We start from the raw sequence: 25787 nt of genomic DNA, 5'->3' as shown, positions 1-25787 counted from the left end.
CCAGTGCGGTTTCATCAGCGAAGATAGAACGTGACTCCTGCCGTACGGCAGGGGCGACGAACTACCCGACAGGGGCGGTGACTTACATGAACCTGGCAGCCGAGAAGGGCGACATCACCACCATCATCGGTGGAATCGCCCCCAACTGGGGTCCCTTCGGGACCTTGGGGAACGAAGCCCGCATCATGATCGAGGTCGTGATGGCAGTCGCCATCCTCCTCTGCCTCGGCATCGCGATCTGGGGAGCCGCAAAGCAGCGCATCGGCGCGACGGCTCTGCGGGACACCTTCAGTGCGGAACAGGGCAAGGGCCTCATCGTCGCCGGCCTCACCGGCGTCTTCATCATCGGATCACTCGGCACGCTCTTCACCATCGTGTACGGGATGGCTGTCTAACGCACCGTCATTCGGCCGGGCCGCCCCACGCGCGTGCCCGACCAACTCACCCCACCTCCCCCACCCCTCTCCCCCATCCCACCCGTCCGTCGTGCCCACCGGCTGAGGTTGCGTCTCCCTGATGTCGAGTCACCACACCGCGTCCGCGCGGGAACCAGCACGGCTACCGTCGTACTACGACGCGGATCCGCACACGGTTAAGGGGGCGTACCCGGCATGAGTCTCGGCGACGAGCAGGGCTACGGCGGCGACACGGGTCGCGGCACGGACCGCGTCGGCGGCTCCGGCCAGACCCGCACGCGCCTTCCCGACGGCAGCGGAAGCGACGTGTACGGGGGTGCGCGGCGGCCTGTTCGGACGTCCCGTTCCCTCATCACCGTGGTGGGCGTGGTGGTACTGCTGATCGCCGCTATCGCGTTCGCGAATCGGGGTGGTGGCGCGAGTGAGTCGGGCGACGAGCTGAAACGGGGAGGAGCGGCGGCGGAACCGACGGCCGCGACGGGCGTGAAGCCGGTCGCGGGCAAGAACGGGACGATCGCGTCCGGCTTCGCGCAGGACGAGCAGGGGGCCCAAAGCGCCGCCTCGAACTATGCGGTGGCTCTCGGGTCCAACGGCATGTTCAAAACGACCTCCCGCCACGAGATCGTCGACGCCGTCTACACGCCCGGGGCCGCCCAAAGGCTCAAGGGCCCCCAGGACAAGGCCTACTCGTCGGATTTCCTGAAAAAGCTCGGCCTTGACGCAGATGGCAACCCGCCGCCGGGTAGCACCTTCGTCTCACGGACCGTCCCGGTCGGAACCAAGGTCGAGCACTACAGCGACGCAACCGCGCAGGTCTCCGTCTGGTACACGGGTCTGATTGGTATGTCCGGACAGGGGTCGACGGATCCCGTGAGCAATACGTGGAAGACCTGGACCTTCGATCTGGAATGGGCCGACAACGACTGGAGAGTCACCGCTGACTCCCAGAAGGACGGCCCCGCCCCAGTCCCTGGGGACATCGCGGCCGCGACGTCCGACGAGATCAGCAAGGCAGCCGAAGAGTACGGAGGGTTCACTTATGCCCGATAGCCCCCGGCTCCGGTCGGTCGCCGCTGCACTGGCAGCTGTGCAGGCTGCGGCCCTCCTCTTCGCAGCACGCGCTGTCGCAGCGCCCACGCCCACCCCAACGCCTTCGCCAAGCAAGAGCGATGACCCCTGCGACCTGCTGATCGGTCCTGCCAAGGAGTACTGCGAGGACGGCGAAGGCGGCAGCTCCCGCCTCCGCGCCCCCACCGACCCCGCCGACGCCGTAGACCCCCTCTCCTCCCTCGCCAAGGGCTGCGCCGACGCCGCCGCCTGGATCGTGGGGAAGCTGAGCGAGGCCGTGGAGTCGACAGCGACGGTCGACTTCACGAACTCCAAGTTCCTCCAGCAGTACGCCGTCGTCTTCGCCGCATCCGCCGTCCTCACGCTCGTTCTGTGGCTCCTCGCCGTAGCCAAGCGCGCCATCCGTGGCGTGCCGCTGTCGATCGCCGTGTCCGAGGCCATCGGGTTCCTCTGGCTCACCGTTCTCGCGTCCGCCTTCACGCCCCTGATCCTCTATACGGTCGTATCCGCCACCGACAGCATCACCGAAGTCATCGCCGCCAGTACCGGCGGCCAGACCGACGTCTTCTTCGGATCGTTCGCCGAGGCGCTCAAGAAGGGCGACGACATCGGGGGCGGGCCGATCATGCTGATCGTCGTGTCGCTGGTGACCATCCTCGCCGCCGGCGTGCTCTTCCTGGAGCTGTTCATCCGCGCCCTGCTCCTCTACGTCGGCGCGCTCCTCGGCGTAGTCGTCTATGCGGGGCTCGTGGACAAGAACATGTGGGGGCACACCCGCCGATGGGCCGGAATGATGATCGCGATCATCATGGTCAAGCCCGTCATCGTGATCGTCCTCGGCCTCGCCGGGGCCCTGTCCTCCGACGACGGGCCGAACGCCTTCTCCGCCGTCGTTTCCGGCCTCGCGATCATCCTTCTCGCCATCTTCGCGTCCGGCATGATCTACCGCTTCGTCCCCGGCTTCGGAGACGAGATCGCCTCCGCCCGGTCCAGCCGCAGCAAGGCCACCGACGGAGCCCAGGCGGCCGCCGTCATCAGTTCCCCCGCCGCACTGGTCTCACAGGGCATCAAGGCTCACAGCAGCCGCGGCGGCGGGGGCGGCGGCGGCAACGGCCAGAGCGGCTCGCCGCCCCGCCAGGCCAATCCCGTCAGCGGCGGCGTCGCAGCGCACAGCGCCCGCTCCGGAGGGGGAGGCGGAGGCGGCGGATCAGCAGCGGCATCGCCGGGCGGCAGCAACAGCGGCGGCGGAATCATCCCCTCCGCCGCCCCCTCCGCCCGTAGCAACGCCACCCACGCGAACCGCGGCACCGGCAGCGGCAACGGCAACACAGGCAGCACAAGCACAGGAGGTGCAGGGCGTTGACGACGCAGTCCCCACCCATCACGCCGCGCCGTACGTATCTCATCGGCCGGGCCCGGCCGAACGCGATCATCGGCAAGAACCGCGAGACCGGCGAGATCGCGCTGATCATCGCCGGCGCGTTCCTCGGCATGATGAGCGGACTGCTGGTCCCCGTCCTGTCCCTGCGGATCGTGCTCCTCATGGGCTTCCCGATGCTCGCCCTGGTCGTGGTGTACGTCCCGTACAAGCACCGCACCTTCTACAAGTGGTTTGAAATCAACCGCAGCTACAAACGCTCCCTGCGCAACGGCACCGCCTATCGCAGCTCCGCCATGGAAGCCGGCGTACGCAGCGACGGCCGCGAGGTCGAGGTGGGGCCGCCGCCCGGCATCGGCCGTATCAACTGGCTCGCCGCTCCCTTCGGCCCCGACGAGATCGCCGTACTCCTGCACGCCGACCGACGCACCGTCACCGCGGCCATCGAGATCGAGGGGCCGGGCGTCGGCCTGCGCGACAGCGAGGACCAGGAAGCCCTCGTCGACCGTTTCGGCACGCTGCTCAAGCACGTCGCCAACGGCGACGGCTTCGTGACGCGCCTCCAGATGCTCGCCCGCACCCTGCCCGCTGACCCCGACGCCCACGCCAAGGACGTCTCCCAGCGCGGCGACAAGCACTCCCCCGGCTGGCTCCAGGAGTCGTACGACCAGCTGCAGTCCATGGTCTCGACCTCCAGCGAGCAACACCGCGCCTACCTCGTCGCCTGCATGCACTACTCCCGCGATCTCGCCGCCGAGGCCAACGCCATGGCCCGCGCCGCCCGCCCGCACGGCGGCCGCAAGCTCGACCGGGACTCGGGGCTCGCCGTCGTCATGGCGCGCGAGCTGACCGACATCTGCGCGCGGCTCGCGGAGGCCGACATCCGCGTACGCCAGCCCCTCGGCCAGGGCCGCCTCGCCTCACTCGTGCACTCGATGTACGACCCCGACCACCCCATGGACCACATCCAGGCAATGACCAAGCGCAACGCCTGGCCGGCCGAGCTGGACGCCATGGAGGCGACGTACCTCCAGGCCAAGACCCGCGAGTCGTCGACCCGCGCGCCCTGGTGCCACGCCACCGCGTGGGTCAAGGAGTGGCCGATGACGCCGGTCGGGGTGAACTTCCTCGCGCCGCTGCTCGTCCACACCCCCGACGTGATCCGCACGGTCGCGGTCACCATGGACCTGGAACCGACCGAGATCGCCATCGAGCGGATGCTGACCGAGAAGACGAACGACGATGCGGAGGCCAGCCGTCAGGCCAAGATGAACCGCACCGTCGACCCCCGTGACATCGCCGCGCACGGGCGGCTCGACCAGCGGGGTGAAGATCTCGCGAGCGGTGCGGCCGGTGTCAACCTCGTCGGGTACATCACTGTGTCGTCACGTTCGCCCGAGGCCCTGGCCCGCGACAAGCGGACCATCAGGGCCTCGGCCGGAAAGTCGTACTTGAAGCTGGAGTGGTGCGACCGCGAGCATCACCGGGCGTTCGTCAACACCCTGCCGTTCGCCACCGGTATCCGTCGCTGAGGGGGTGTCTTTCGGATCACGCCGGGCTCGTGGGTCTGGCACAGCACCGCACCGCATCGCGCCGCACCCGCCGCGTTGTCGTCAGTCAGCGACGCTCCGCATCGCCTGCCTCCTCCGCCTTGCTGAACACCGCCCCAGACCCCGCCCCCTGATCCGGCCCGACCCGAAAGACAACCCCTAACCGAGAGGGCAGACCCGCCATGCGAGATCCGCTGTCCGCAGTCACGGATGCCTTCACCAGCTTCCTGTTCGGGAAGGTCGAGACGACCAGACTTCCCGTCCGTACGTCGACGGGGCAGGCCCAGGCCGTCTACCTGCCCACCGCGGCGCCCGGCCTCGGCGACTCCGGCGTGATCATCGGCCGCGAGGTCTACAGCGGCAAGGGGTACATCTACGACCCCTTCCAGCTGTACGGCCAGCAACTCCCCGCGCCGCACTGGCTGGTCCTCGGCGAGTCCGGCAACGGCAAATCGGCGCTGGAGAAGACGTACGTACTGCGGCAGTTGCGTTTCAAGGACCGGCAGGTCGTCGTCCTGGACGCGCAGGGCGAGGACGGCGCCGGCGAGTGGAACCTGATCGCGCAGGAGCTGGGTATAACCCCCATCCGGCTCGACCCGATGGCGGCGCTCGGCGGCGGCATCAGGCTCAACCCGCTCGACCCGGCGATCACGACGACGGGGCAGCTGGCCCTGCTCCGTACGATCATCGAGGTCGCGATGGGCCACGGCCTCGACGAGCGCTCCGGTTTCGCCCTCAAGGTCGCGCACGCCTACGTCAACGAGACGATCGTCGACCGGCAGCCGGTACTCACCGACATCGTCGAGCAACTGCGCCACCCGGAACCGGAGTCGGCGGAGGCGATGAACGTCGACCTGGACGACGTACGGGCCTGGGGCCTGGACGTGGCGCTCGTCCTGGACCGGCTGGTCGACGGTGACCTGCGGGGCATGTTCGACGGCCCGACGACGGTCGGCATCGACCTGGACGCGCCGCTGATCGTCTTCGACCTGTCCCACATCGACCGCAACTCGATCGCCATGCCGATCCTGATGGCGATCGTCGGCGTGTGGCTCGAACACACCTGGATCCGGCCCGACCGCAAGAAGCGCATCTTCCTGGTGGAGGAGGCGTGGCACATCATCAACTCGCCGTTCGTCGCCCAGCTCTTCCAGCGTCTGCTGAAGTTCGGCCGCCGGCTCGGCCTGTCCTTCGTTGCGGTGGTGCACCACCTGTCGGACGTCGTGGACGGCGCGGCGGCGAGAGAGGCCGCAGCGATCCTGAAGATGGCCTCGACCCGGACGATCTACGCCCAGAAGGCGGACGAGGCGCGCGCCACGGGCCGGGTACTGGGGCTGCCGCGCTGGGCGGTCGAAATCATCCCGACGCTCACCCCCGGCATCGCGGTGTGGGACGTGAACGGCAACGTCCAGGTCGTCAAACACCTGATCACCGAAGCGGAACGCCCACTCGTCTTCACCGACCGCGCCATGACCGAGACCTCGGCGGACATGCTCGCGAACGACGCCCTCCGGGACGGCGCGCTCTCGGACGACATGCAGGCCGCGGAGCTGGAGGCGGAGCGGAGGGCCACGCTGATAGAGCAGCAGATGAACGAGTCCTCGGAATCGACGGTTGCCTGACATGACGCACAGCGAGCAGCGGCAGGGCCGGCCGGACCGGCAGGGCACCGAACGCGGCATCCCGGACTCCCTGGTGATCGGTCTGCTGGCGTTCCTACTGGGTCTGACGGTCATGGCGTGGCTCGCCGCGGGGCTGGCCGGCCTGTTCGCCCATGGCGCGTGGCCGGACGGCGTCACCTTCGCCCGTACGCCGCTGGCCCTGCGCCGTCTGCTGGGCGCACCCCAGGACATCGCGGCGGCGTGGCCGGACACGCCGCCGGAGCAGCTCTCGGGGTACGGGCTGTTCTGGGGACTGCTCATCGGCGAGCTGATGGTGCTGTTCGTACTGACGATCTTCGTGACGGGCGTCCTGGCACGCGTGAAAGCGCAACGCACGAGAGCGCGCGGGGCGGCCTGGGTGAAGAGAGCGCAGCACACCGCCGGCTCCACGAGCTCGTACGTCGACAACCAAAGCGCCGTTCCCGGGAACGGCGCGTTTCCCCACCCGGGCACGCTCCCCGCACCCCAAAATGCCGTTCCCGGGTACGGCGCGTTTCCCCACCCGGGCACGCTCCCCGCACCCCAAAGCGGCGTTCCGGGGAACAGCGCGTTTCCCTCCGCAGGCGCGTTCCCGGGACGCGCTGACGACGGCACAGGGTTCGCCTCGCCGACGGGGGTGCCTGCGGCGGCCGGCCCTGCGGCGCCGCCCGAGGAGTGGCCGACCCGTGAGCCCGCCCCGCTGCCCGGCACGGCGGGCCTGAGCAGCCTGGTCGCCTCACCAGCGGTCCCGGCGCCTCGCAGCCGTGCGCCCCGCTTCGTCTACGGAGGCCCTCAGACACGCCGGCCCACCGCAATCCAGGCCATCCTGGACGCCGAAGGCGCCGCGCTCGTCGTCACGTCGGACCCCACCCTGTGGGCCGAGACGAAGGACGCGCGAGCCAAGCTCGGCCCCGTCCTCGTGTACGACCCCGGCCACCTCTGCGACACCCCGGCCCGCATCCACTGGTCGCCCACCACCGGCTGCGCACAACCCGACACCGCCGCGGCCCGAGCCGCCGCGCTGCTCGCTCCCGTACGGCCGCAATCGCGTCTGGACGCCGCCACGGCCGACACCGCCGAGACGCTGCTCAGCAGCTGGCTGCACGCCGCCGCCGTGGACGGCCGCCCCTTCCGGCAGGTACACCGTTGGGCACTGGGAAACAGCGCCCAAGAAGCGGTACGCATCCTCCGCACCCACCCCAAGGCATCGAGCGGCGCTGCGGGCCTCCTGGAGTCGGCGCTCACCGCCTACCCCGAACGTCGAGAGGTGGCACAGGAGTTGACGGTCCGCGCCCTGGCCGCTCTCTCCTCGATCCATATTCGCGACGCCTGCACCCCGAACCGAAACGATTCGCTCACGTTGGAATCATTTATCGACGAAGGGGGCACTCTTTATGTGGTGGGTGAAGCAATCGAGGACCCCAAGTCGCGCCCCGCAGCGATGCCTCTGCTCACCGCACTCGTATCAAGCGTGGTCGAGCACGGCCGCCGCATGGCCGCACGGTCATCCGACGGTCGGCTCGACCCACCAATGACGTTCGTTCTGGACGACGTCGCCGCCGTCGCTCCGCTGCCTGAGCTGCCCGGCCTGCTGTCGACCGGTCAGGACCAAGGCCTGCCGGCCCTGGTCCTGCTCCGCTCACAGGAGCAGGGCCGGGCACGCTGGCCCGGGGACCACGTGTTCCCGCCCGCCTCGACGCCGCCCCCCAATTGCCGGTCGGTCTAAGCCCCCTTCGGGCGCGGAACCACCATCTCGTTCTCCTTCGCCGTGGGGTCGTCGGCCGCCGCCACGGTGTTTCCACTTCGCACGAATCCGGCCTTTCGATAGAGCGCCTCCGCACGTACGTTGCGCTCGTGCACGAACAACCGCGCCCGGTCGATACGCGGAACCGGCAACGACCAGGCCCAGTCCAGCGCGGCCCGGAACAGCTCCTCCGCCAGTCCGCTCCCGCGCGCCTCGGGACGTACGAAGACTCCCGCGATGTACACCTGGCCCACGCGCGCATCCGCGGCCGGCGGTTCGGGGTTCGATCCCTCGGCGCCCACCCGCTCGACGATCGCCGAGACCGAGCCCGCCCAGCCGCCGTCCGGCCCCGCGGCGACGAACTGCCGTACCGCAACTCCTGCCGCAGCCGTGTCCGTACGCTCCTGCCAGAACGAGTCGGGTTGCGCCGAGGCTCGCTCGTACGTCTCCAGGAAAGCGATGCTCGCGAGCGGATCCTGGAGCCCGGCGAGCCGCAGCTCCCTCACCTTCTCCCAATCGCCAGTGCGCACGGGCCGTATCACGTGATCCATGGGGAAGATCATCGCATGAACGCAGAAAAGCCCCGCACCATAAGGTGCGGGGCTTTCCCACAATGATTGTTCGGCGGCGTCCTACTCTCCCACAGGGTCCCCCCTGCAGTACCATCGGCGCTGAAAGGCTTAGCTTCCGGGTTCGAAATGTAACCGGGCGTTTCCCTAACGCTATGACCACCGAAACACTATGAAGTTGCACAAACCGGTGACAGCACAGTTCGTTACTTCAGAACTAACACAGTGGACGCGAGCAACTGAGGACAAGCCCTCGGCCTATTAGTACCAGTCAGCTCCACCCGTTACCGGGCTTCCACATCTGGCCTATCAACCCAGTCGTCTACTGGGAGCCTTAACCAATCTAGTTGGTGGGAATACTCATCTCGAAGCAGGCTTCCCGCTTAGATGCTTTCAGCGGTTATCCTTTCCGAACGTAGCCAACCAGCCATGCCCTTGGCAGGACAACTGGCACACCAGAGGTTCGTCCGTCCCGGTCCTCTCGTACTAGGGACAGCCCTTCTCAATATTCCTACGCGCGCAGAGGATAGGGACCGAACTGTCTCACGACGTTCTAAACCCAGCTCGCGTACCGCTTTAATGGGCGAACAGCCCAACCCTTGGGACCGACTCCAGCCCCAGGATGCGACGAGCCGACATCGAGGTGCCAAACCATCCCGTCGATATGGACTCTTGGGGAAGATCAGCCTGTTATCCCCGGGGTACCTTTTATCCGTTGAGCGACAGCGCTTCCACAAGCCACTGCCGGATCACTAGTCCCGACTTTCGTCCCTGCTCGACCCGTCGGTCTCACAGTCAAGCTCCCTTGTGCACTTACACTCAACACCTGATTGCCAACCAGGCTGAGGGAACCTTTGGGCGCCTCCGTTACTCTTTAGGAGGCAACCGCCCCAGTTAAACTACCCATCAGACACTGTCCCTGATCCGGATCACGGACCGAGGTTAGACATCCAGCACGACCAGAGTGGTATTTCAAGATTGACTCCACACACACTGGCGTGCATGCTTCACAGTCTCCCACCTATCCTACACAAGCCGAACCGAACACCAATATCAAACTGTAGTAAAGGTCCCGGGGTCTTTCCGTCCTTCTGCGCGAAACGAGCATCTTTACTCGTAGTGCAATTTCACCGGGCCTATGGTTGAGACAGTCGAGAAGTCGTTACGCCATTCGTGCAGGTCGGAACTTACCCGACAAGGAATTTCGCTACCTTAGGATGGTTATAGTTACCACCGCCGTTTACTGGCGCTTAAGTTCTCAGCTTCGCCATGACGAATCATGACTAACCGGTCCCCTTAACGTTCCAGCACCGGGCAGGCGTCAGTCCGTATACATCGCCTTACGGCTTCGCACGGACCTGTGTTTTTAGTAAACAGTCGCTTCTCGCTGGTCTCTGCGGCCACCCCCAGCTCACGGAGTAAATCCGATCACCAGTGATGGCCCCCCTTCTCCCGAAGTTACGGGGGCATTTTGCCGAGTTCCTTAACCATAGTTCACCCGAACGCCTCGGTATTCTCTACCTGACCACCTGAGTCGGTTTAGGGTACGGGCCGCCATGAAACTCGCTAGAGGCTTTTCTCGACAGCATAGGATCATCCACTTCACCACAATCGGCTCGGCATCAGGTCTCAGACTATATGCACGACGGATTTACCTACCGTGCGTCCTACACCCTTACCCCGGGACAACCACCGCCCGGGCTGGACTACCTTCCTGCGTCACCCCATCGCTTACCTACTACCGCATTGGGCCGGCGGCTCCACCACTCCCCTTTGCCCGAAGGCTCCAGGGCGGCTTCACGGCCTTAGCATCAACGGATTCGATACTGGGCGTTTCAAAGCGGGTACCGGAATATCAACCGGTTGTCCATCGACTACGCCTGTCGGCCTCGCCTTAGGTCCCGACTTACCCTGGGCAGATCAGCTTGACCCAGGAACCCTTAGTCAATCGGCGCACACGTTTCTCACGTGTGTATCGCTACTCATGCCTGCATTCTCACTCGTGAACCGTCCACAACTCGCTTCCGCGGCTGCTTCACCCGGCACACGACGCTCCCCTACCCATCCACACTCCCGTTGGGGATATATGTGTGAATGACACGACTTCGGCGGTACGCTTGAGCCCCGCTACATTGTCGGCGCGGAATCACTTGACCAGTGAGCTATTACGCACTCTTTCAAGGGTGGCTGCTTCTAAGCCAACCTCCTGGTTGTCTCTGCGACTCCACATCCTTTCCCACTTAGCGTACGCTTAGGGGCCTTAGTCGATGCTCTGGGCTGTTTCCCTCTCGACCATGGAGCTTATCCCCCACAGTCTCACTGCCGCGCTCTCACTTACCGGCATTCGGAGTTTGGCTAAGGTCAGTAACCCGGTAGGGCCCATCGCCTATCCAGTGCTCTACCTCCGGCAAGAAACACACGACGCTGCACCTAAATGCATTTCGGGGAGAACCAGCTATCACGGAGTTTGATTGGCCTTTCACCCCTAACCACAGGTCATCCCCCAGGTTTTCAACCCTGGTGGGTTCGGTCCTCCACGAAGTCTTACCTCCGCTTCAACCTGCCCATGGCTAGATCACTCCGCTTCGGGTCTAGAGCGTGCAACTCATGCGCCCTATTCGGACTCGCTTTCGCTACGGCTTCCCCACACGGGTTAACCTCGCTACACACCGCTAACTCGCAGGCTCATTCTTCAAAAGGCACGCAGTCACGACGCACTGAGTAAACTCAATGCGCGACGCTCCCACGGCTTGTAGGCACACGGTTTCAGGTACTATTTCACTCCGCTCCCGCGGTACTTTTCACCATTCCCTCACGGTACTATCCGCTATCGGTCACCAGGGAATATTTAGGCTTAACGGGTGGTCCCGCCAGATTCACACGGGATTTCTCGGGCCCCGTGCTACTTGGGTGTTGCACAAGCAAGCCGTTGATGTTTCAGCTACGGGGGTCTTACCCTCTACGCCGGACCTTTCGCATGTCCTTCGCCTACACCAACGGTTTCTGACTCGCCCAACAGCCGGCAGACTGTTGAAGTGCAATCCCACAACCCCGTATGCGCAACCCCTGCCGGGTATCACACGCATACGGTTTGGCCTCATCCGGTTTCGCTCGCCACTACTCCCGGAATCACGGTTGTTTTCTCTTCCTGCGGGTACTGAGATGTTTCACTTCCCCGCGTTCCCTCCACATACCCTATGTGTTCAGGTATGGGTGACAGCCCATGACGACTGCCGGGTTTCCCCATTCGGAAACCCCCGGATCAAAGCCTGGTTGACGGCTCCCCGGGGACTATCGTGGCCTCCCACGTCCTTCATCGGTTCCTGGTGCCAAGGCATCCACCGTGCGCCCTTAAAAACTTGCCCACAGATGCTCGCGTCCACTGTGCAGTTCTCAAGCAACGACCAGCCACCCATCACCCCGCTCCGAAGAACGAGTGCACTGGGGCCGGCATCGCGAAGATAAGGACCGAAGTCCGTACCCTCAGATACCCAACAGCGTGCCCGACCCGGCCAATCCAGACTGTGTTCCACGCCGAAGCAGTACTAACAGTCCCAACCAACCGTGCCGAATAGTCAACGTTCCACCCATGAGCAACCAGCACCGGACGTTCGCCGATGAACTGGCCTCTGACCAAACCGAAGCCTGGTAAGAAGTGCTCCTTAGAAAGGAGGTGATCCAGCCGCACCTTCCGGTACGGCTACCTTGTTACGACTTCGTCCCAATCGCCAGTCCCACCTTCGACAGCTCCCTCCCACAAGGGGTTGGGCCACCGGCTTCGGGTGTTACCGACTTTCGTGACGTGACGGGCGGTGTGTACAAGGCCCGGGAACGTATTCACCGCAGCAATGCTGATCTGCGATTACTAGCAACTCCGACTTCATGGGGTCGAGTTGCAGACCCCAATCCGAACTGAGACCGGCTTTTTGAGATTCGCTCCGCCTCACGGCATCGCAGCTCATTGTACCGGCCATTGTAGCACGTGTGCAGCCCAAGACATAAGGGGCATGATGACTTGACGTCGTCCCCACCTTCCTCCGAGTTGACCCCGGCGGTCTCCTGTGAGTCCCCATCACCCCGAAGGGCATGCTGGCAACACAGGACAAGGGTTGCGCTCGTTGCGGGACTTAACCCAACATCTCACGACACGAGCTGACGACAGCCATGCACCACCTGTATACCGACCACAAGGGGGCACCTATCTCTAGGTGTTTCCGGTATATGTCAAGCCTTGGTAAGGTTCTTCGCGTTGCGTCGAATTAAGCCACATGCTCCGCTGCTTGTGCGGGCCCCCGTCAATTCCTTTGAGTTTTAGCCTTGCGGCCGTACTCCCCAGGCGGGGAACTTAATGCGTTAGCTGCGGCACCGACGACGTGGAATGTCGCCAACACCTAGTTCCCAACGTTTACGGCGTGGACTACCAGGGTATCTAATCCTGTTCGCTCCCCACGCTTTCGCTCCTCAGCGTCAGTAATGGCCCAGAGATCCGCCTTCGCCACCGGTGTTCCTCCTGATATCTGCGCATTTCACCGCTACACCAGGAATTCCGATCTCCCCTACCACACTCTAGCCTGCCCGTATCGAATGCAGACCCGGGGTTAAGCCCCGGGCTTTCACATCCGACGTGACAAGCCGCCTACGAGCTCTTTACGCCCAATAATTCCGGACAACGCTTGCGCCCTACGTATTACCGCGGCTGCTGGCACGTAGTTAGCCGGCGCTTCTTCTGCAGGTACCGTCACGTCCGGGAAAACCCAGTCGCTTCTTCCCTGCTGAAAGAGGTTTACAACCCGAAGGCCGTCATCCCTCACGCGGCGTCGCTGCATCAGGCTTTCGCCCATTGTGCAATATTCCCCACTGCTGCCTCCCGTAGGAGTCTGGGCCGTGTCTCAGTCCCAGTGTGGCCGGTCGCCCTCTCAGGCCGGCTACCCGTCGTCGCCTTGGTAGGCCATTACCCCACCAACAAGCTGATAGGCCGCGGGCTCATCCTTCACCGCCGGAGCTTTTAACCCCTCCCCATGCAGGGAAGAGTGTTATCCGGTATTAGACCCCGTTTCCAGGGCTTGTCCCAGAGTGAAGGGCAGATTGCCCACGTGTTACTCACCCGTTCGCCACTAATCCACCCCGAAGGGCTTCATCGTTCGACTTGCATGTGTTAAGCACGCCGCCAGCGTTCGTCCTGAGCCAGGATCAAACTCTCCATGAATGTTTGCTCGTAATCGAGCTCACACACACTTAGAGCGGAACAGATCGGGCCGGAATATGGCCCGCTGTCCTCAGCGTCCTCGCTGTGTTCGCCTGACCACCACACGGGCGGCCAGGACTTTTCAAAGGAACCACCAACCCACCAGAGGTGGGCCGGGGTATCAACATATCTGGCGTTGACTTTTGGCACGCTGTTGAGTTCTCAAGGAACGGACGCTTCCTTTGTACTCACCCTCGCGGGCTTTCCTCCGGGCGGCTATCGTTCGGTACTTCGTGTTTCCGACTCTATCAGACGCTTTCGCGTCCGACTTCCTCGGCGCTTTCCAGTTCTTCGCTTTCGCGTTTCCCTTTCCGGCGTTTCCAACTCTATCAGGCTCTTTCGAGCCCGACTCCCAGTCAGCGGGTTTCGTCTTCGCGGCTGTTGGGCCGTTCCGACGTCCCGAACACTAGCGGATTCATCCGGGCGACTCATAATCGAGCCGGCCGAACTTGTCGAGTGCATTTCGGCATGCCGAAATTGGTCTCGACTGGGGATCACGCTGAGGTTGGGTTTGCCGTATCAACGGCGTAGCCGCTGCCGCAGAACCGTTCCGGCTCTGTGACAACTCGAAGAACCCTACGGATCGACCGGGGGTCTGTCAACCCACCCCGAGTTCACCTACGGAGCCCGCCCTCATGGGCTGTCAGTCCAGGTCGGTGAGGCGCCCACCGGCGTCCGGCTGGGCGTCCTCGACCCTGCGCAGCAGGCGGATCAGCATGTCGCCGAGTGAGGCTCGTTCGTCCCCCGAAAGGTCCTGGAGCAGGTCCTCCTCGAAGATCGACGCCATCCGCATCGCCTCGAGCCACTTGGTCCGGCCCTCGTCGGTGAGTTCCACAATCACCCGTACGCGATTGTTCTCGTCCCGGTCCCTGGTGACGAGACCCTCGGCCGCCATCCGGTCGACGCGGTGGGTCATCGCGGCCGGCGTGAGGCCGAGACGCTTCGCGAGCTCACCGGGGCCCAGTCGGTAGGGGGCGCCGGACACCACGAGCGTCTTGAGGACTTCCCACTCCGTGTTGCTGATGCCAAGCGTGGCGACCTGGCGGCCGTACGCGACGTTCATACGGCGATTGAGGCGGCCGAGGGCCGACACGACCTTCTCGACCTGGGGATCCAGATCGCCGTACTCGCGCTGATAGGCGGCGATCTGTTCGTCGAGGCCCGGCTCCTGGAGGCCGTGCGGCTCTGAGGTCTCTGGCATGCCGGGCAGTATGACACGACAGTCGTTGCCATTAAGTCCTTCCCTGTGTACGGTTGAGGTGTTAACTTTAGCGTTGAAGTCTTCAGGCTTCAGCTCTTCGGCTTTTTCTTCGAAACCTTGAGGCAGGTGAGTGTGACCAGGGCGATGGGTGCCGCGATGCGCCGGATCCAGACGGGGAACGCGCTGAGTGCGTTCGGCATCGGCTTCACCGTTCCGTATCTGTACGTGTACGTGGCACAGGTGAGGCATCTGGGCGCGAGTACGGCGGGGGTCGTGCTCGCGGTCTTCGCCGTGGCCGCGCTCGTCGTCCTGCCGTTCACCGGCCGGGCGATCGACCGGCGCGGCCCCCTGCCTGTGCTGGTCGGGGCCGCGGTGACTGCCTCGGTCGGCGCCCTGTGCATGGGGCTCTCCGACAGCGTGCCGACGGCTCTGCTGTCCGCCGCCCTGCTCGGCGCCGGTACGGCCGTCATGCAGCCGGCGCTCGCCACGATGATCGTCTGGTGCTCCACGCCCGTCACCCGCACTCGGGCCTTCGCCACCCAGTTCTTCCTCGCGAACCTCGGCCTCGGCATCGGCGGTCTCATCGGCGGCCAGCTCGTCGACGAGAGCCGGCCCGGCAGCTTCATGCTCTTGTTCAGCATCGAAGCGGTGATGTTCCTGGTGCTCGCCGGGATCGGCGCGAGCATCAGACTGCCGCGTACGACTGTCATCGCCGACGCCATGCCGCAGAACGACGCCGCGCCCAGGGGCGGATTGCGGGTCCTGCTGAAGCACCGCGCCATGGTGCAGCTGTGCGGACTCGGGTTCGTACTCTTCTTTGCCTGCTACGGGCAGTTCGAGTCGGGGCTCGCGGCGTACGGCACCGAGGCCGCCGGGATCGAGCCGGCCACGCTCGGCATCGCGCTGGCCGCCAACACGGCGGTCATCGTGATCGCCCAGTTCGTGGTGTTGCGGCTGGTCGAACGGCGGCGGCGTTCGCGCGTCGTGGCACTGGTCGGGCTGATCTGGACCGTCGCGTGGATCGTGGCCGGTTACGCCGGGCTCGGGCACGGCAGCCAGACGATGGCCACGGCAGCGTTCATCTCGACGTACGCCCTGTTCGGGCTCGGCGAGGCGATGCTGTCGCCGACCGTCGCGCCGCTGGTCGCGGACCTGGCTCCGGAATCGATGGTCGGTCAGTACAACTCGGCCTTCGCGCTGGTCAAGCAGCTCGCGCTGGCTATCGGTCCTGCGGTGGGCGGGCCTATGGGGGCCTCGCTGCACACGCCGTACATCCTCACCTTCATCGTCTTCTCGCTGGGCATCAGCGTGCTGGCGCTGCGGCTCGGCAAGCACCTCACACCCGCCCAGGACCGGCCGCTGCCGGTCAAGTCGCTGGTCGTCGCGACGAACGTGGCGGAGAACACGCGGGAGGGGGACCCCCTCACCGCGGCCCGTTGAGCCGGGCGAGACAGCGAGACAGACGTCAGACGTCAGACGTCAGACGTCAGGCGTCAGGTGGTCGGGAGTGTGAATTCGCACCAGACCGCCTTGCCACCTCCCGGCGTTCGCCGGCTGCCCCAGGACGAGGCGATCGTCGCGACGATCGAGATGCCGCGGCCGGCTTCGTCCGCCGGTTCGGCGCGGCGGCGGCGCGGCAGGTGGTCGTCGCCGTCCGTCACCTCGATGATCAGGCGACGGTCGGTCCTGCGTAGCCGCAGCCGCATGGGCGGCGTGCCGTGCTGGAGAGAGTTGGCGACCAGCTCGCTCGCCGCCAGTACGCCCAGGTCGCACAGTTCCATGGGGAAGCGCCACGACGCGAGGACGCCCTGGGCGAAGGCACGCGCGCGCGGCGCGGCCTCGATGCCGCCGAGCAGCTCCAACGCGGCGTTGCGGAACAGCTCGGCGTCCGCGCCCGTGCGTGCGGGGTGCTGGAGGACCAGGACGGCCACGTCGTCGTCGTGCTCGGCGGTGACGCCCAACGCGCGGATCAGGCGGTCGCAGACGATCTGCGGGGTGCCGGTGGCGCCGGACAGGGCGCGCTCCAGGGCTGCCACTCCCTCGTCGATGTCCTCGCTGCGGCGCTCGACCAGGCCGTCCGTGTAGAGGACGGCGGTGGAGCCCGGGGGCAGGGCGATGGTGCCCGAGGTGTGCATCCAACCGCCGGTGCCCAGGGGCGGGCCGGTGTGGTCCTCGGCGCGGCGGACCGTGCCGTCCTCGTCGCGGACCAGGATCGGGAGGTGGCCGGCCGACGCGTAGACCAGGCGGCCCTCGTCGGGGTCGTGGACGGCGTACGCGCAGGTGGCGATCTGGCTGGCGTCGATCTCCGCGGCGAGGCCGTCGAGCAGTTGCAGCACTTCGTGGGGCGGCAGGTCCAGGCGTGCGTACGCGCGGACCGCGGTGCGGAGCTGGCCCATGACGGCTGCGGCGCGCACCCCGCGGCCCATGACGTCGCCGATGACCAGGGCCGTACGGCCGGCGCCGAGGGTGATCACGTCGTACCAGTCGCCGCCGACCGCGGCGTCCGTGCCGCCCGGCTGGTAGGTCGCGGCGATGCGCAGGTCGTCGGGCTGCTCCAGCTCCTGCGGGAGCAGCGAGCGCTGCAGGGTGACGGCGGTTTCGCGCAGACGGCGCTCGCTGGCGCGCAGCCGCTCGGCGGCCTCCGCGTGGTCCGTGACGTCGGCGGCGAAGACGAGGACGCCCGACCGGCCGTGCCCCTGCTCGGCGGCTGCGGCCCGCGTTTCGACGGGCATGCAGGTGACCGTGTAGGAGCCGCCCTTGGGCACCTTGCGGGACTTGACCGTACGGGGCGTGCCGCTGCGCAGGACCTGATCCATGAGCGGGAGCAGGCCGAGCTCGTCCAGTTCGGGCAGGGCGACGGCGGCGGGGGCGCCGGTCTCGCGAGGGCCGAAGGCCGCGGCGTAGGCGTCGTTGACGTACGCGACGCGGTGCTCGGGGCCGTACACCAGGGCGATGAGGGCGGGGAGCCGGCCGAGAATCTTGGGGACGGAGAGGTCCGTCAGAGTGTGCAGAGCGTCCAGGGCGCCATCTGTGGGGACGTCCGGGTCGTGTTCGGGCAGCCGGCCGTATTCACCGCGGGCGGCGGGCACGGAACCACGGTCGGTCCGCGGCGCGGCGCGGCGCTGCGTTCCGGGGAGCCGGGCGCTCCAGCGCGTGAAGTTCACTGACTTTCAGGCCTCATGGTGTCGCGTTGCTGTCGCTGGGGGCTGGGGGTTGGGAGTAACTGGGCGGCTGGGCTTTGTGGGCGTGGGGCGTGCGGGGTCGCCTGCGCGGCTACAGCGAGTGACCCTGAGCCGGTGTGAGCCCACCTATGGTCACACGCCCAGTGTGACCGACCGCACTGACAGTCGTCATGTGCGCTTGGGGGGTTTGCCGCCCGCCGCCAGTTCGAATTCGGCGCGCGGGTGTTCCAGCGAACCGAGCGACACGATCTCGCGCTTGAAGAGTCCGGAGAGTGTCCATTCGGCGAGGACCCTGGCCTTGCGGTTGAAGGTCGGAACCCTGCTGAGGTGGTACGTACGGTGCATCAGCCAGGCCGGGTAGCCCTTGAGTTTACGGCCGTAGACGTGGGCGACTCCCTGGTGGAGGCCGAGCGAGGCGACCGAACCGGCGTACTTGTGCTCGTAGTTCGACAGCGGTTCGCCGCGCAGGGAGGCCACGATGTTCTCGGCGAGGACCTTGGCCTGGCGCACGGCGTGCTGGGCGTTGGGCGCGCACTCCTTGCCCATTTCGCCCGCGGCGAGGTCCGGCACTGCGGCGGCGTCACCGGCCGTCCAGGCGTGCTCCGTCCCCTCGATCCGCAACTGGGCGGTGGCGGCGAGACGGCCGCGTCCGTTCAGGGGGAGGTTGCTCGCGGCGAGCACGGGGTGCGGCTTGACGCCCGCGGTCCACACGACGGTGCGGGTGGGGAACCGGGAGCCGTCGCTGAGGACGGCGACGCGGTCCTCGCAGGAGTCGAGCCGGGTGTCCAGACGTACGTCGATGTTGCGGCGGCGCAGCTCGCTGACCGCGTACTTGCCCATCTCCTCGCCGACCTCGGGAAGGATGCGCCCGGTGGCCTCGACGAGGATCCACCTCATGTCCTCGGCCTTGACGTTGTGGTAGTACCGCGCGGCGTAGCGGGCCATGTCCTCCAGCTCGCCGAGGGCTTCCACGCCCGCGTATCCGCCGCCGACGAAGACGAAGGTGAGGGCGGCGTCCCGGACGGCCGGGTCGCGGGTGGCGGACGCGATGTCCATCTGCTCGATCACGTGGTTGCGCAGGCCGATCGCCTCTTCGACGGTCTTGAAGCCAATGCCGTAGTCGGCGAGGCCGGGGACCGGGAGGGTGCGGGAGACGGAGCCGGGGGCGAGGACGAGTTCGTCGTACGTGATCTCAATGGCGCCGGTCCCGTCGTCGGCGGTGGCGAGGGTGGTGACGGTCGCGGTCCGCTTGGCGTGATCGACCGAGGTGACCTCACCGATGACGATTTTGCAGCCGCCGAGTACGCGGCGGAGCGGGACCACCACGTGGCGCGGGGAGATGGAACCGGCCGCCGCCTCCGGCAGGAACGGCTGGTACGTCATATAGGGATCTGGGGTTACCACAACGACCTCGGCCTCACCGCTCCTCAGCTTCCGCTGAAGTCGCAGCGCGGTGTACATCCCGACGTAGCCGCCGCCGACAACAAGAATGCGCGCAGGTTCTGTCACTGTCCCATGACGCAACGCGCTTCGGACTTTGTCCACAGCCCCAGCAAATTGTGTGACCGGAGGTCATGCCCGCCGGGCGTCGGGCTTCTTGCGGCCCGGATGGGAAGGCCCGCAGGTCAGGGGGTGGGAGCGGGGTGGTGCAGGGGGGAAGAATCAGTCAGGTTCCGGCCCATACGCCGATCGGGCGGGCGCCCCGTGCGGAACTACCCCCTTCTGAATCCAGGCGCACTCAACTATGTTCGTATCTCGTCGGGGCGGCCGGGTATGCGGCTCCGGCCGACTGTCAGGGCGGGGAGTCTCCGGGGGGAGACATCATTACCGGGGGAACGCTGATGCACATTCAGGACTCTCATTTGCAGACTGCCGTCGCATCCGACGGCCATCCCCGGGCGGGGGCGGGCGGGTCCCGTTCGGCGCCGCTGCGGGTGGACGCACAGCGCAATCTTGAGCATGTACTGCGGGCCGCTCGTGAGGTTTTCGGCGAGCTCGGCTACGGGGCACCGATGGAAGACGTGGCGCGACGGGCCAGGGTCGGTGTGGGGACGGTCTACCGCCGGTTCCCGAGCAAGGACGTACTGGTACGCCGGATAGCCGACGAGGAGACTTCCCGGCTGACCGAGCAGGCACGTACGGCTCTCGGGCAGGAGGACGAGCCGTGGTCTGCACTGTCCCGGTTCCTGCGTGTCTCGGTGGCGTCCGGGGCGGGCCGGCTGCTGCCGCCGCAGGTGCTGCGGGTGGGGGTGGACGTCGACGACGAGCCAGCGGTGTCGACTGTGATCGCGTCGCCCGTCGTCGCGTCGCCGGTCGCTTCGGCGGGTGAGGTCCGGGTGCCGCAGCAGCGGCAGGCGGGCGTTGCCCCGGCGGGGCCGGAGCTGCGGCTGGTGGACGGCCGGTCACGGGGGGCTGACGGGGACATCGAGCCCCCCGGCGGGAACGGGGACGGCCTGGGGGGCGGCAGGGGCCGCCTGGTGGCGCTGGACGGCCCCGGAGGTCCGGATGGTGCGGCCGACAGCGTGGACGCGGGTACTGCGGCCTTGCTGGAGGTGGTGGGGCGGCTGGTGGACCGGGCACGGGCGGCCGGTGCGCTGCGAGGCGACGTGACAGTGGCCGATGTGCTGCTCGTGATAGCCACGGCCGCGTCGCCTTCGCTGCCGGATGCGGCGCAGCAGGCGGCGGCCTCCTCACGGTTGCTGGACATTCTGCTGGAGGGGCTGCGGTCCAGACCGGTGTAGGCCGGGCGGCCGTAACTGAGCGGTGTGCGCGCGTCGTTGACTCGGCAAGCCATTGGCAGCCCGGCCTTGGAGCGCTACTCGTTCGAGTGGTGACTGGTGCTCGCGTACGAGTCATCAACTCGGTCGAGTGATCGCTGCGGCTGAGCCGGGGACCGCGCCTCGTCCTGTGAAATTCTCGTCCGGTATTCCGGTATTCCGGCTATTCCGGTTTCCGTACGAGGGTGCTGACGGGGGCTTCCGCGATGGGTGTTGAAGGGCGGGACGAGCGTCTCGACCGTGTCGGCGACATGGAGTCCGGCGCCGGCGGACTGCCCTCGCGTCAGGTGCCGGGCCAGGCGGGGCGGCACCGGCGGGCGAACGGTCACGCGGAGACGTCGGCGGACCGCGACGGGTACGCCGACGGTGCGGGGGGCGGCGACGGGGCTGACCATGCCCACCATGCCCCTGTTGACGGCCCCGGGGGTGTGGCCGGGACCGTGCTGCCCGGACCGTGGCCGGCCCTGGACGGCAACGAAGCCAGTGTTCCGGCCCAGCGGGACGGCAGCGGCGAGGGAGGTGGCCGGTCGGGGCAGACACAGGCGCGGGCTCAGGCTGAGGCGTGGACTCGGGCACAGGCGCGGGCTCAGGCACAGCTGCCGTTGTCGGATGCGGCGTTGGTCCAGCGGATGCGTGGCGGGGACGACGGCGGGGACGACAGTGCGTTCGGGGAGCTGTACCGGCGGCACTCCGACGCGGTCAGGAGGTACGCCCGTACCTGCTGCCGGGACGCCCACACCGCCGACGACCTGACCGCTGAGGTATTCGCGCGGACTCTGCAGGCGGTGCGCCGGGGAGCGGGGCCGGAGCACGCGGTACGGGCGTACCTGCTGACGACGGTGCGGCGAGTTGCGGCGGAGTGGACGAGGACGGCCAGGCGCGAGCACCTGGTGGAGGACTTCGCGTTGTTCGCCGCGCACTCCACCCGCTCGGCCGAGGTGTCGGACGACACCCTGGATCTCGGCGCCGACGTAAGGGCCATGCACGAGGCCGAGCAGACCCTGGCCGTGCGGGCGTTCCGGAGCCTGCCCGAGCGCTGGCAGGCGGTGCTCTGGCACACCACGGTGGAGGAGGAGTCACCGAGCGAGGTCGCACCACTGTTCGGCCTGACGGCCAACGCCACCGCCGTACTGGCGAGCCGGGCCCGGGAGGGGCTCAAGCAGGCGTACCTCCAGGCCCATGTGAGTACGGCGCTGCTCGCGGGCGGCGACTGCGCACGGTACGCCGACCGACTCGGGGCGTACGCCAGGGCCGGACTGCGGGTGCGCGCCGAGCGCGGGCTGCGCAAGCACCTGGAGGAGTGCGCGAAGTGCCGGGCGGCCGCTGGTGAGTTGAGCGACATCAACGCGGGCATTCCGGCGCTGCTCCCGGTCGCGGTCATCGGCTGGTTCGCCGGCGGGTACGCCGTCAAGACCGCCGGTCTGGTGGCGGGGGGCGCGGCGGGGGCGGCCGGCGCGGGAGTGGCTGCGGGTGCTGGGACCGGGGCCGGGGCCGGGGCCGGGGCCGGGGCCGGGGCCGGGGCCGGGGCCGGGGCCGGTGGAGGGTCCGCCGGCGGTGCGGCGGGGGCGGCCGGCGCGGAGGCTGTCGGCGCCCCGGTGAAGGTCGCGATCGCCGCGGCGGTGGCCGTCGCGGTGGCGGCCGGGGTGGTGTTCGCGCTGGTCGGCGAGGAGGCGAAGCCGCCGGGGCCCAAGCCTGTGGCCGAGGCGCCAGAGTCGCGGCCTGTGGTGCCGCCAGAGCCGCCGGTGCCGTCTGTGCCGTCTGTGCTTCCGGATCCGGAGCCGCCGCCGGTCGCTGAGCGCGGTGCCGGGGTCTTGGCTGCGCCGCCGCGGCCGGACGCGGTGGTGCGCGCGCCTTCGCCCTCGCCCGCGACCTCGGCCTCGCCCTCGCCCTCCCGGGCGGAGCCGGCTCCGGAGCCTTCCGCGCGGCCGTCGGCGCTTTCGACTCCGCCGGCGAAGCCGACGCCCGTCCCGAAGCCGCCGATTCCGCCGGCACCGCCGGCACCGGCTGTGTATCAGGTGAACCAGTTGGGGTACGGCACCTTCGGCGACCATGCCGGGCCCGAGATCCGGCTCGGTGGGAGTGGTGGGCCGCTCTGGCAGCGCGACGGCCTGTCCATCGGCGGCGTGCGGTACGGGCACGGTGTCACGATGTACGCGAAGTCCTCCGTGACCATCGACCTCAACCTCGCTTGCACCCGTTACGACGCCATAGTGGGCATCGATGACATCGCCCAGGGGCTGGGGGCCGCCCGGTTTGCTCTGTACGGGGACGAGGCACTGCTGTGGCAGTCGCCGATCGTCCGTGGTGGGGAGGGAGCTCTGCGGGTCAGCGCGGACATCTCGGGACGGGAGAGCATTCGGCTCGTTGTCGAGCTTGAGGGATCGGCGGCGTGGGTGGCGAGGCCGGTGGAAGGTGCGGCGGTCGTGGCCGACTGGGCGCGGGCGCGCATCCGTTGCGGTGGGTAGTCGCCTGCGGCGGGCTTGTTCCCCACCCCATCCCTTCCCGGCAGCGCCGGGGAACTACAAAGCCCGGCGCGGTGGGACTCCGGCGGCTACCGCGCGTTGGCGGGGGGCCGCCGAGCCCGTCCAGCAGGTCCCCCGGCGGGAGATCAGCCGACGCAGCCACAGCTCCGTGGAGACCAGGTCCGCGAGCCCGTCCAGCGGCACCGGTTCGCCGTCCGCGGCCGCCCGCAGCGCCCGGCGTACGACGCGGGCCTCGATCAGGCCCGCGTCCGCCAGCAGAGGCGCGTCGAAGAGCGCGATCAAGTCACCCACCGCCGCCCGCAGCCCAGCCCGGGAAGCCTCCGTCGCCGACGCGTGGGACGTGGCGCCCCACCCCGGTGGCAGGTCCCGTACGCCGGCGCCCGACAGCACCGTGCGCAGGATCGCGGCCCGAGCGCCCGGCTGGACGCGCAGGGCCTCGGGGAGGGTGCGGGAGGCCCGTACGACCTGGTTGTCGAGGAAGGGGGCGTGCAGCCGCTGGCTGCGGATCTCCGCCGCCTGCTCGAAGACCCGGTGGTCGGCCGCGGCGCGAGCCAGCGCCGCGCGCGCACGCGCCTCACCGGGGCGCTGCACCGACGCCGGTCGGCCCGCCGACGCCTGGAGGCGAACCGATACTTCAGCCAGGGCCTCGCCCGTGAGCCACCGCGCCGCCGGGCCTGGCCGCGTCCAGGCGAGGGCCGCCAGCGAGGCGTCCAGCGCGCCGCCCGTGCCCCCGCCCCACGTGTCGTCGAAGCGGCGTTCCCTGAGGCGGCCCGCCGCCTCCTCGATGCCGGCGCGGTACGGCGTACGGGCAAGGCGGCGTGCCGCCCGGTAGACGGTCAGCGGTACGAAGAGCGAGTGCGCCGAGGGTCCTTCCACCTTCGCCAGCGCGGCCACCGGGCGCAGCAGGTCGCGCCTTCTTCGGTCCATCAGGAGGTCGGCGAGCCGGGCCGGGTGCGCGTCGAGGACCTGGCGTGCGCCGTGCCCGGTGAAATGGTCGGCGCTACCCGCGGCGAGCCGGCGGCGGTGGCGCTCGGCGACGACCAGGGAAGGGCCGGGCTCGTCGGTGAGCGGGCCGCTGTCGAGGTCTGCGTACGGGAGGGCCTCCGCGCCGGCGGCGACCACGACGTGGTGCAGGCGCGGGTTCGCGGCGATGGCGCCGGCCCGGGACAGTTCGGCCTCCGCGCTCGGTCCTTCGGCGGTCAGGTCGTTGAACGTGACGGCGAGCAGCCGCTCCCCCGCGCCCGTGCCGTGGCCGAGTACGGTGCCCGGCACCCCCGGCAGCCCCGCCGCGAGGAGCGCGAGCGTCGCCGACGCGCTGCCGCCGGACAGGTCGGCACCGATGCCGGGGACGGGCGCGCCGCGGGCCGCACGGCGTTCGGCGGGGCCCATGCCGGGGACGGGCCCCGGGTCGGGCGGCAGAGTCTCCGGGGCGTGGCGTGGGGCGGTGAGCCGGGCGCGTACGGCTTCGACCAGGGCGTCGCGTACGCCGTCCACGGCGCGTACCGGGTCGAGTTGGGGTGCGGCGACGGCGAGGGACGCCACCTGCTCGTAACCGGTGATCTCCCGCGACCCCTGGCGCAGGACGAGCGCGTGCCCCGGTGGAATGCGCCGTACACCGGCGTACGGCGTGCCGTCGCGCAGCGCCTCCGGTACGTCGGGGCAGGCGAGCAGCGCCGCGAGGTGGCCGATGTCGAGCTGTGCCTCGATGAGGTCGGCGAGGGGGAGCGCGGCGGTGGCGTACGCCGTGCCGTTGGCCCAGGGCGTGTAGAAGACGGGGCGGGCGCCTGCCAGGTCACCGACGACCGTGACGCGGCGGCCCGCCTGGACGACGGCGGTGTAACTGCCGGACCACGCCGTCAGGTGCCGCAGTGCGCCGCCGCGCGCCGCGAAGAGGCCGACGCGCAGCTCTTCGTCGGTGGCGCCGCAACAGCCGAGGACGGCGATCCGGGTGAAGGGGTCCACGCTGACGGTGCGGACCTCGTCGGGGCGCCAGTCGCCGACCGCCCAGAGCGGGTCGGGGTCGCCCCACAGGAGCTGGGAGCCGACGGGGTGCACGGTGCGGGCCTCGTAGTCGGAGGCGGCGGATGCGCCGGACGCGGCGGACGCGGCGGATGCGCCTGAGCCGCCTGAGCCGTTGGACGGGTAGGTGGAGCCGGAGGCATGGGAGACACCGGCGCCGGCCGTACCGACCGCCCCCACCGTTCCGAAGCTGGCGGCGACACTGCTCCACCCCACCAACCACCGCATCGCCGCCTCCACAGGCTGTGGGCAACCCAACGCACGCACGTACCGAAGTAGCTTCGGGACCATGCTGCCACGACAACGGCGTACGGGAAGGCCTGCGGAAGGCGTGTGGGCGCGGCAATGCGGCCGCCGCGCGCAGGACTTCGGCCGGTTTGGGCGACAGGCACCATTCAGCCATTCTGCGGGCGCGGCGCGGCCACGGGTGAACGCACAGCCCGGGAGGCGCAGTTCGCCTCCCGGACCGTTCCACCGCCCGCGGGGATGTAGGCGGCGGTGTCCCCCAGCCCACT

14 protein-coding genes and 3 rRNA genes are annotated in these 25787 nt (G+C 68.1%); 9 read left to right on the top strand and 8 right to left on the bottom strand.

Annotated elements, in window-relative coordinates; genetic code table 11:
- The first annotated feature begins 86 nt into the window (after positions 1-86).
- From ACU6WZ_RS15515 to ACU6WZ_RS15490, 6 genes are all read left to right on the top strand, one after another.
- Positions 87-395: a DUF8827 family protein gene (locus tag ACU6WZ_RS15515; RefSeq protein WP_138899619.1), complete on the top strand. Its 309-nt coding sequence runs from the start codon at positions 87-89 to the stop codon at positions 393-395.
- 216 nt (positions 396-611) lie between these two features.
- Positions 612-1466 (top strand): DUF8175 domain-containg protein, encoded by an 855-nt coding sequence (locus ACU6WZ_RS15510; RefSeq protein WP_447028644.1) that lies wholly within the window; start codon positions 612-614, stop codon positions 1464-1466.
- Positions 1456-2847, top strand: coding sequence for a hypothetical protein (locus tag ACU6WZ_RS15505; protein WP_447028643.1), 1392 nt, complete (start codon positions 1456-1458; stop codon positions 2845-2847). Before ACU6WZ_RS15510 ends, ACU6WZ_RS15505 begins: the two co-directional genes overlap by 11 nt.
- Positions 2844-4394 (top strand): SCO6880 family protein, encoded by a 1551-nt coding sequence (locus ACU6WZ_RS15500; protein WP_447028642.1) that lies wholly within the window; start codon positions 2844-2846, stop codon positions 4392-4394. The genes ACU6WZ_RS15505 and ACU6WZ_RS15500 overlap by 4 nt, the downstream gene beginning before the upstream one ends.
- Positions 4395-4594: 200 nt before the next feature.
- Positions 4595-6034 carry an ATP-binding protein gene (locus tag ACU6WZ_RS15495; RefSeq protein ID WP_447028641.1) on the top strand — a complete coding sequence of 480 codons (1440 nt, stop codon included), beginning with the start codon at positions 4595-4597 and terminating at the stop codon, positions 6032-6034.
- Position 6035: 1 nt separating this feature from the next.
- Positions 6036-7778 carry a type IV secretory system conjugative DNA transfer family protein gene (locus tag ACU6WZ_RS15490; protein WP_447028640.1) on the top strand — a complete coding sequence of 581 codons (1743 nt, stop codon included), beginning with the start codon at positions 6036-6038 and terminating at the stop codon, positions 7776-7778.
- Here ACU6WZ_RS15490 and ACU6WZ_RS15485 read toward each other — a convergent pair.
- The 5 genes from ACU6WZ_RS15485 to ACU6WZ_RS15465 all read right to left on the bottom strand — a co-directional run bounded on the left by ACU6WZ_RS15485 (position 7775) and on the right by ACU6WZ_RS15465 (position 14811).
- Positions 7775-8326 carry a GNAT family N-acetyltransferase gene (locus ACU6WZ_RS15485; RefSeq protein ID WP_447028639.1) on the bottom strand — a complete coding sequence of 184 codons (552 nt, stop codon included), beginning with the start codon at positions 8324-8326 and terminating at the stop codon, positions 7775-7777. The two genes, ACU6WZ_RS15490 and ACU6WZ_RS15485, sit on opposite strands and share 4 nt — an antisense overlap.
- Before the next feature lie 89 nt (positions 8327-8415).
- Positions 8416-8532, bottom strand: a 5S ribosomal RNA gene (gene rrf, locus ACU6WZ_RS15480).
- A gap of 74 nt (positions 8533-8606) precedes the next feature.
- Positions 8607-11730: ribosomal RNA gene (locus ACU6WZ_RS15475) — 23S ribosomal RNA — on the bottom strand.
- Positions 11731-12031: 301 nt separating this feature from the next.
- Positions 12032-13571, bottom strand: a 16S ribosomal RNA gene (locus tag ACU6WZ_RS15470).
- The 16S, 23S and 5S rRNA genes sit together here, the layout of an rRNA operon.
- Positions 13572-14253: 682 nt before the next feature.
- Positions 14254-14811: a MarR family winged helix-turn-helix transcriptional regulator gene (locus ACU6WZ_RS15465; protein ID WP_447028638.1), complete on the bottom strand. Its 558-nt coding sequence runs from the start codon at positions 14809-14811 to the stop codon at positions 14254-14256.
- A gap of 144 nt (positions 14812-14955) precedes the next feature.
- Between ACU6WZ_RS15465 and ACU6WZ_RS15460 the strand changes: the two genes are divergently transcribed.
- The gene (locus ACU6WZ_RS15460; protein WP_447034053.1) at positions 14956-16251 is read left to right on the top strand and encodes an MFS transporter; all 1296 of its coding nucleotides are present in this window, start codon (positions 14956-14958) and stop codon (positions 16249-16251) included.
- A 53-nt stretch (positions 16252-16304) separates the two neighbouring features.
- Here ACU6WZ_RS15460 and ACU6WZ_RS15455 read toward each other — a convergent pair whose 3' ends face one another.
- Both ACU6WZ_RS15455 and ACU6WZ_RS15450 read right to left on the bottom strand, forming a co-directional pair.
- Complete coding sequence (locus tag ACU6WZ_RS15455) at positions 16305-17975, bottom strand: ATP-binding SpoIIE family protein phosphatase (RefSeq protein WP_447028637.1); 1671 nt, start codon at positions 17973-17975, stop codon at positions 16305-16307.
- A 186-nt stretch (positions 17976-18161) separates the two neighbouring features.
- A complete protein-coding gene (locus ACU6WZ_RS15450) occupies positions 18162-19454 on the bottom strand; it encodes an NAD(P)/FAD-dependent oxidoreductase (RefSeq protein ID WP_447034051.1) in 1293 nt (430 codons plus the stop codon).
- Positions 19455-19834: 380 nt separating this feature from the next.
- Between ACU6WZ_RS15450 and ACU6WZ_RS15445 the strand changes: the two genes are divergently transcribed.
- Both ACU6WZ_RS15445 and ACU6WZ_RS15440 read left to right on the top strand, forming a co-directional pair.
- A complete protein-coding gene (locus ACU6WZ_RS15445; RefSeq protein ID WP_447028636.1) occupies positions 19835-20734 on the top strand; it encodes a TetR/AcrR family transcriptional regulator in 900 nt (299 codons plus the stop codon).
- 242 nt (positions 20735-20976) lie between these two features.
- The gene (locus tag ACU6WZ_RS15440) at positions 20977-23235 is read left to right on the top strand and encodes a sigma-70 family RNA polymerase sigma factor (RefSeq protein ID WP_447028635.1); all 2259 of its coding nucleotides are present in this window, start codon (positions 20977-20979) and stop codon (positions 23233-23235) included.
- Between the two features lie 54 nt (positions 23236-23289).
- Here ACU6WZ_RS15440 and ACU6WZ_RS15435 read toward each other — a convergent pair whose 3' ends face one another.
- Positions 23290-25500 (bottom strand): asparagine synthase-related protein, encoded by a 2211-nt coding sequence (locus ACU6WZ_RS15435; protein ID WP_447028634.1) that lies wholly within the window; start codon positions 25498-25500, stop codon positions 23290-23292.
- Between the last annotated feature and the right edge of the window lie 287 nt (positions 25501-25787).

This window comes from Streptomyces hypolithicus (genome assembly GCF_052934925.1).
The sequence above is the reverse complement of the archived record's forward strand: the minus strand, read 5'-3'. Positions and strand labels throughout refer to the sequence as shown.

Coding starts and splice junctions, on each gene's coding strand:
- ACU6WZ_RS15515 (WP_138899619.1), top strand. CDS start 87: ATGAACCTGGCAGCCGAGAAGGGCGACATCACCACCATCATCGGTGGA.
- ACU6WZ_RS15510 (WP_447028644.1), top strand. CDS start 612: ATGAGTCTCGGCGACGAGCAGGGCTACGGCGGCGACACGGGTCGCGGC.
- ACU6WZ_RS15505 (WP_447028643.1), top strand. CDS start 1,456: ATGCCCGATAGCCCCCGGCTCCGGTCGGTCGCCGCTGCACTGGCAGCT.
- ACU6WZ_RS15495 (WP_447028641.1), top strand. CDS start 4,595: ATGCGAGATCCGCTGTCCGCAGTCACGGATGCCTTCACCAGCTTCCTG.
- ACU6WZ_RS15490 (WP_447028640.1), top strand. CDS start 6,036: ATGACGCACAGCGAGCAGCGGCAGGGCCGGCCGGACCGGCAGGGCACC.
- ACU6WZ_RS15465 (WP_447028638.1), bottom strand. CDS start 14,811: ATGCCAGAGACCTCAGAGCCGCACGGCCTCCAGGAGCCGGGCCTCGAC.
- ACU6WZ_RS15460 (WP_447034053.1), top strand. CDS start 14,956: ATGGGTGCCGCGATGCGCCGGATCCAGACGGGGAACGCGCTGAGTGCG.
- ACU6WZ_RS15450 (WP_447034051.1), bottom strand. CDS start 19,454: ATGTACACCGCGCTGCGACTTCAGCGGAAGCTGAGGAGCGGTGAGGCC.
- ACU6WZ_RS15445 (WP_447028636.1), top strand. CDS start 19,835: ATGCACATTCAGGACTCTCATTTGCAGACTGCCGTCGCATCCGACGGC.
- ACU6WZ_RS15440 (WP_447028635.1), top strand. CDS start 20,977: ATGGGTGTTGAAGGGCGGGACGAGCGTCTCGACCGTGTCGGCGACATG.
- ACU6WZ_RS15435 (WP_447028634.1), bottom strand. CDS start 25,500: ATGCGGTGGTTGGTGGGGTGGAGCAGTGTCGCCGCCAGCTTCGGAACG.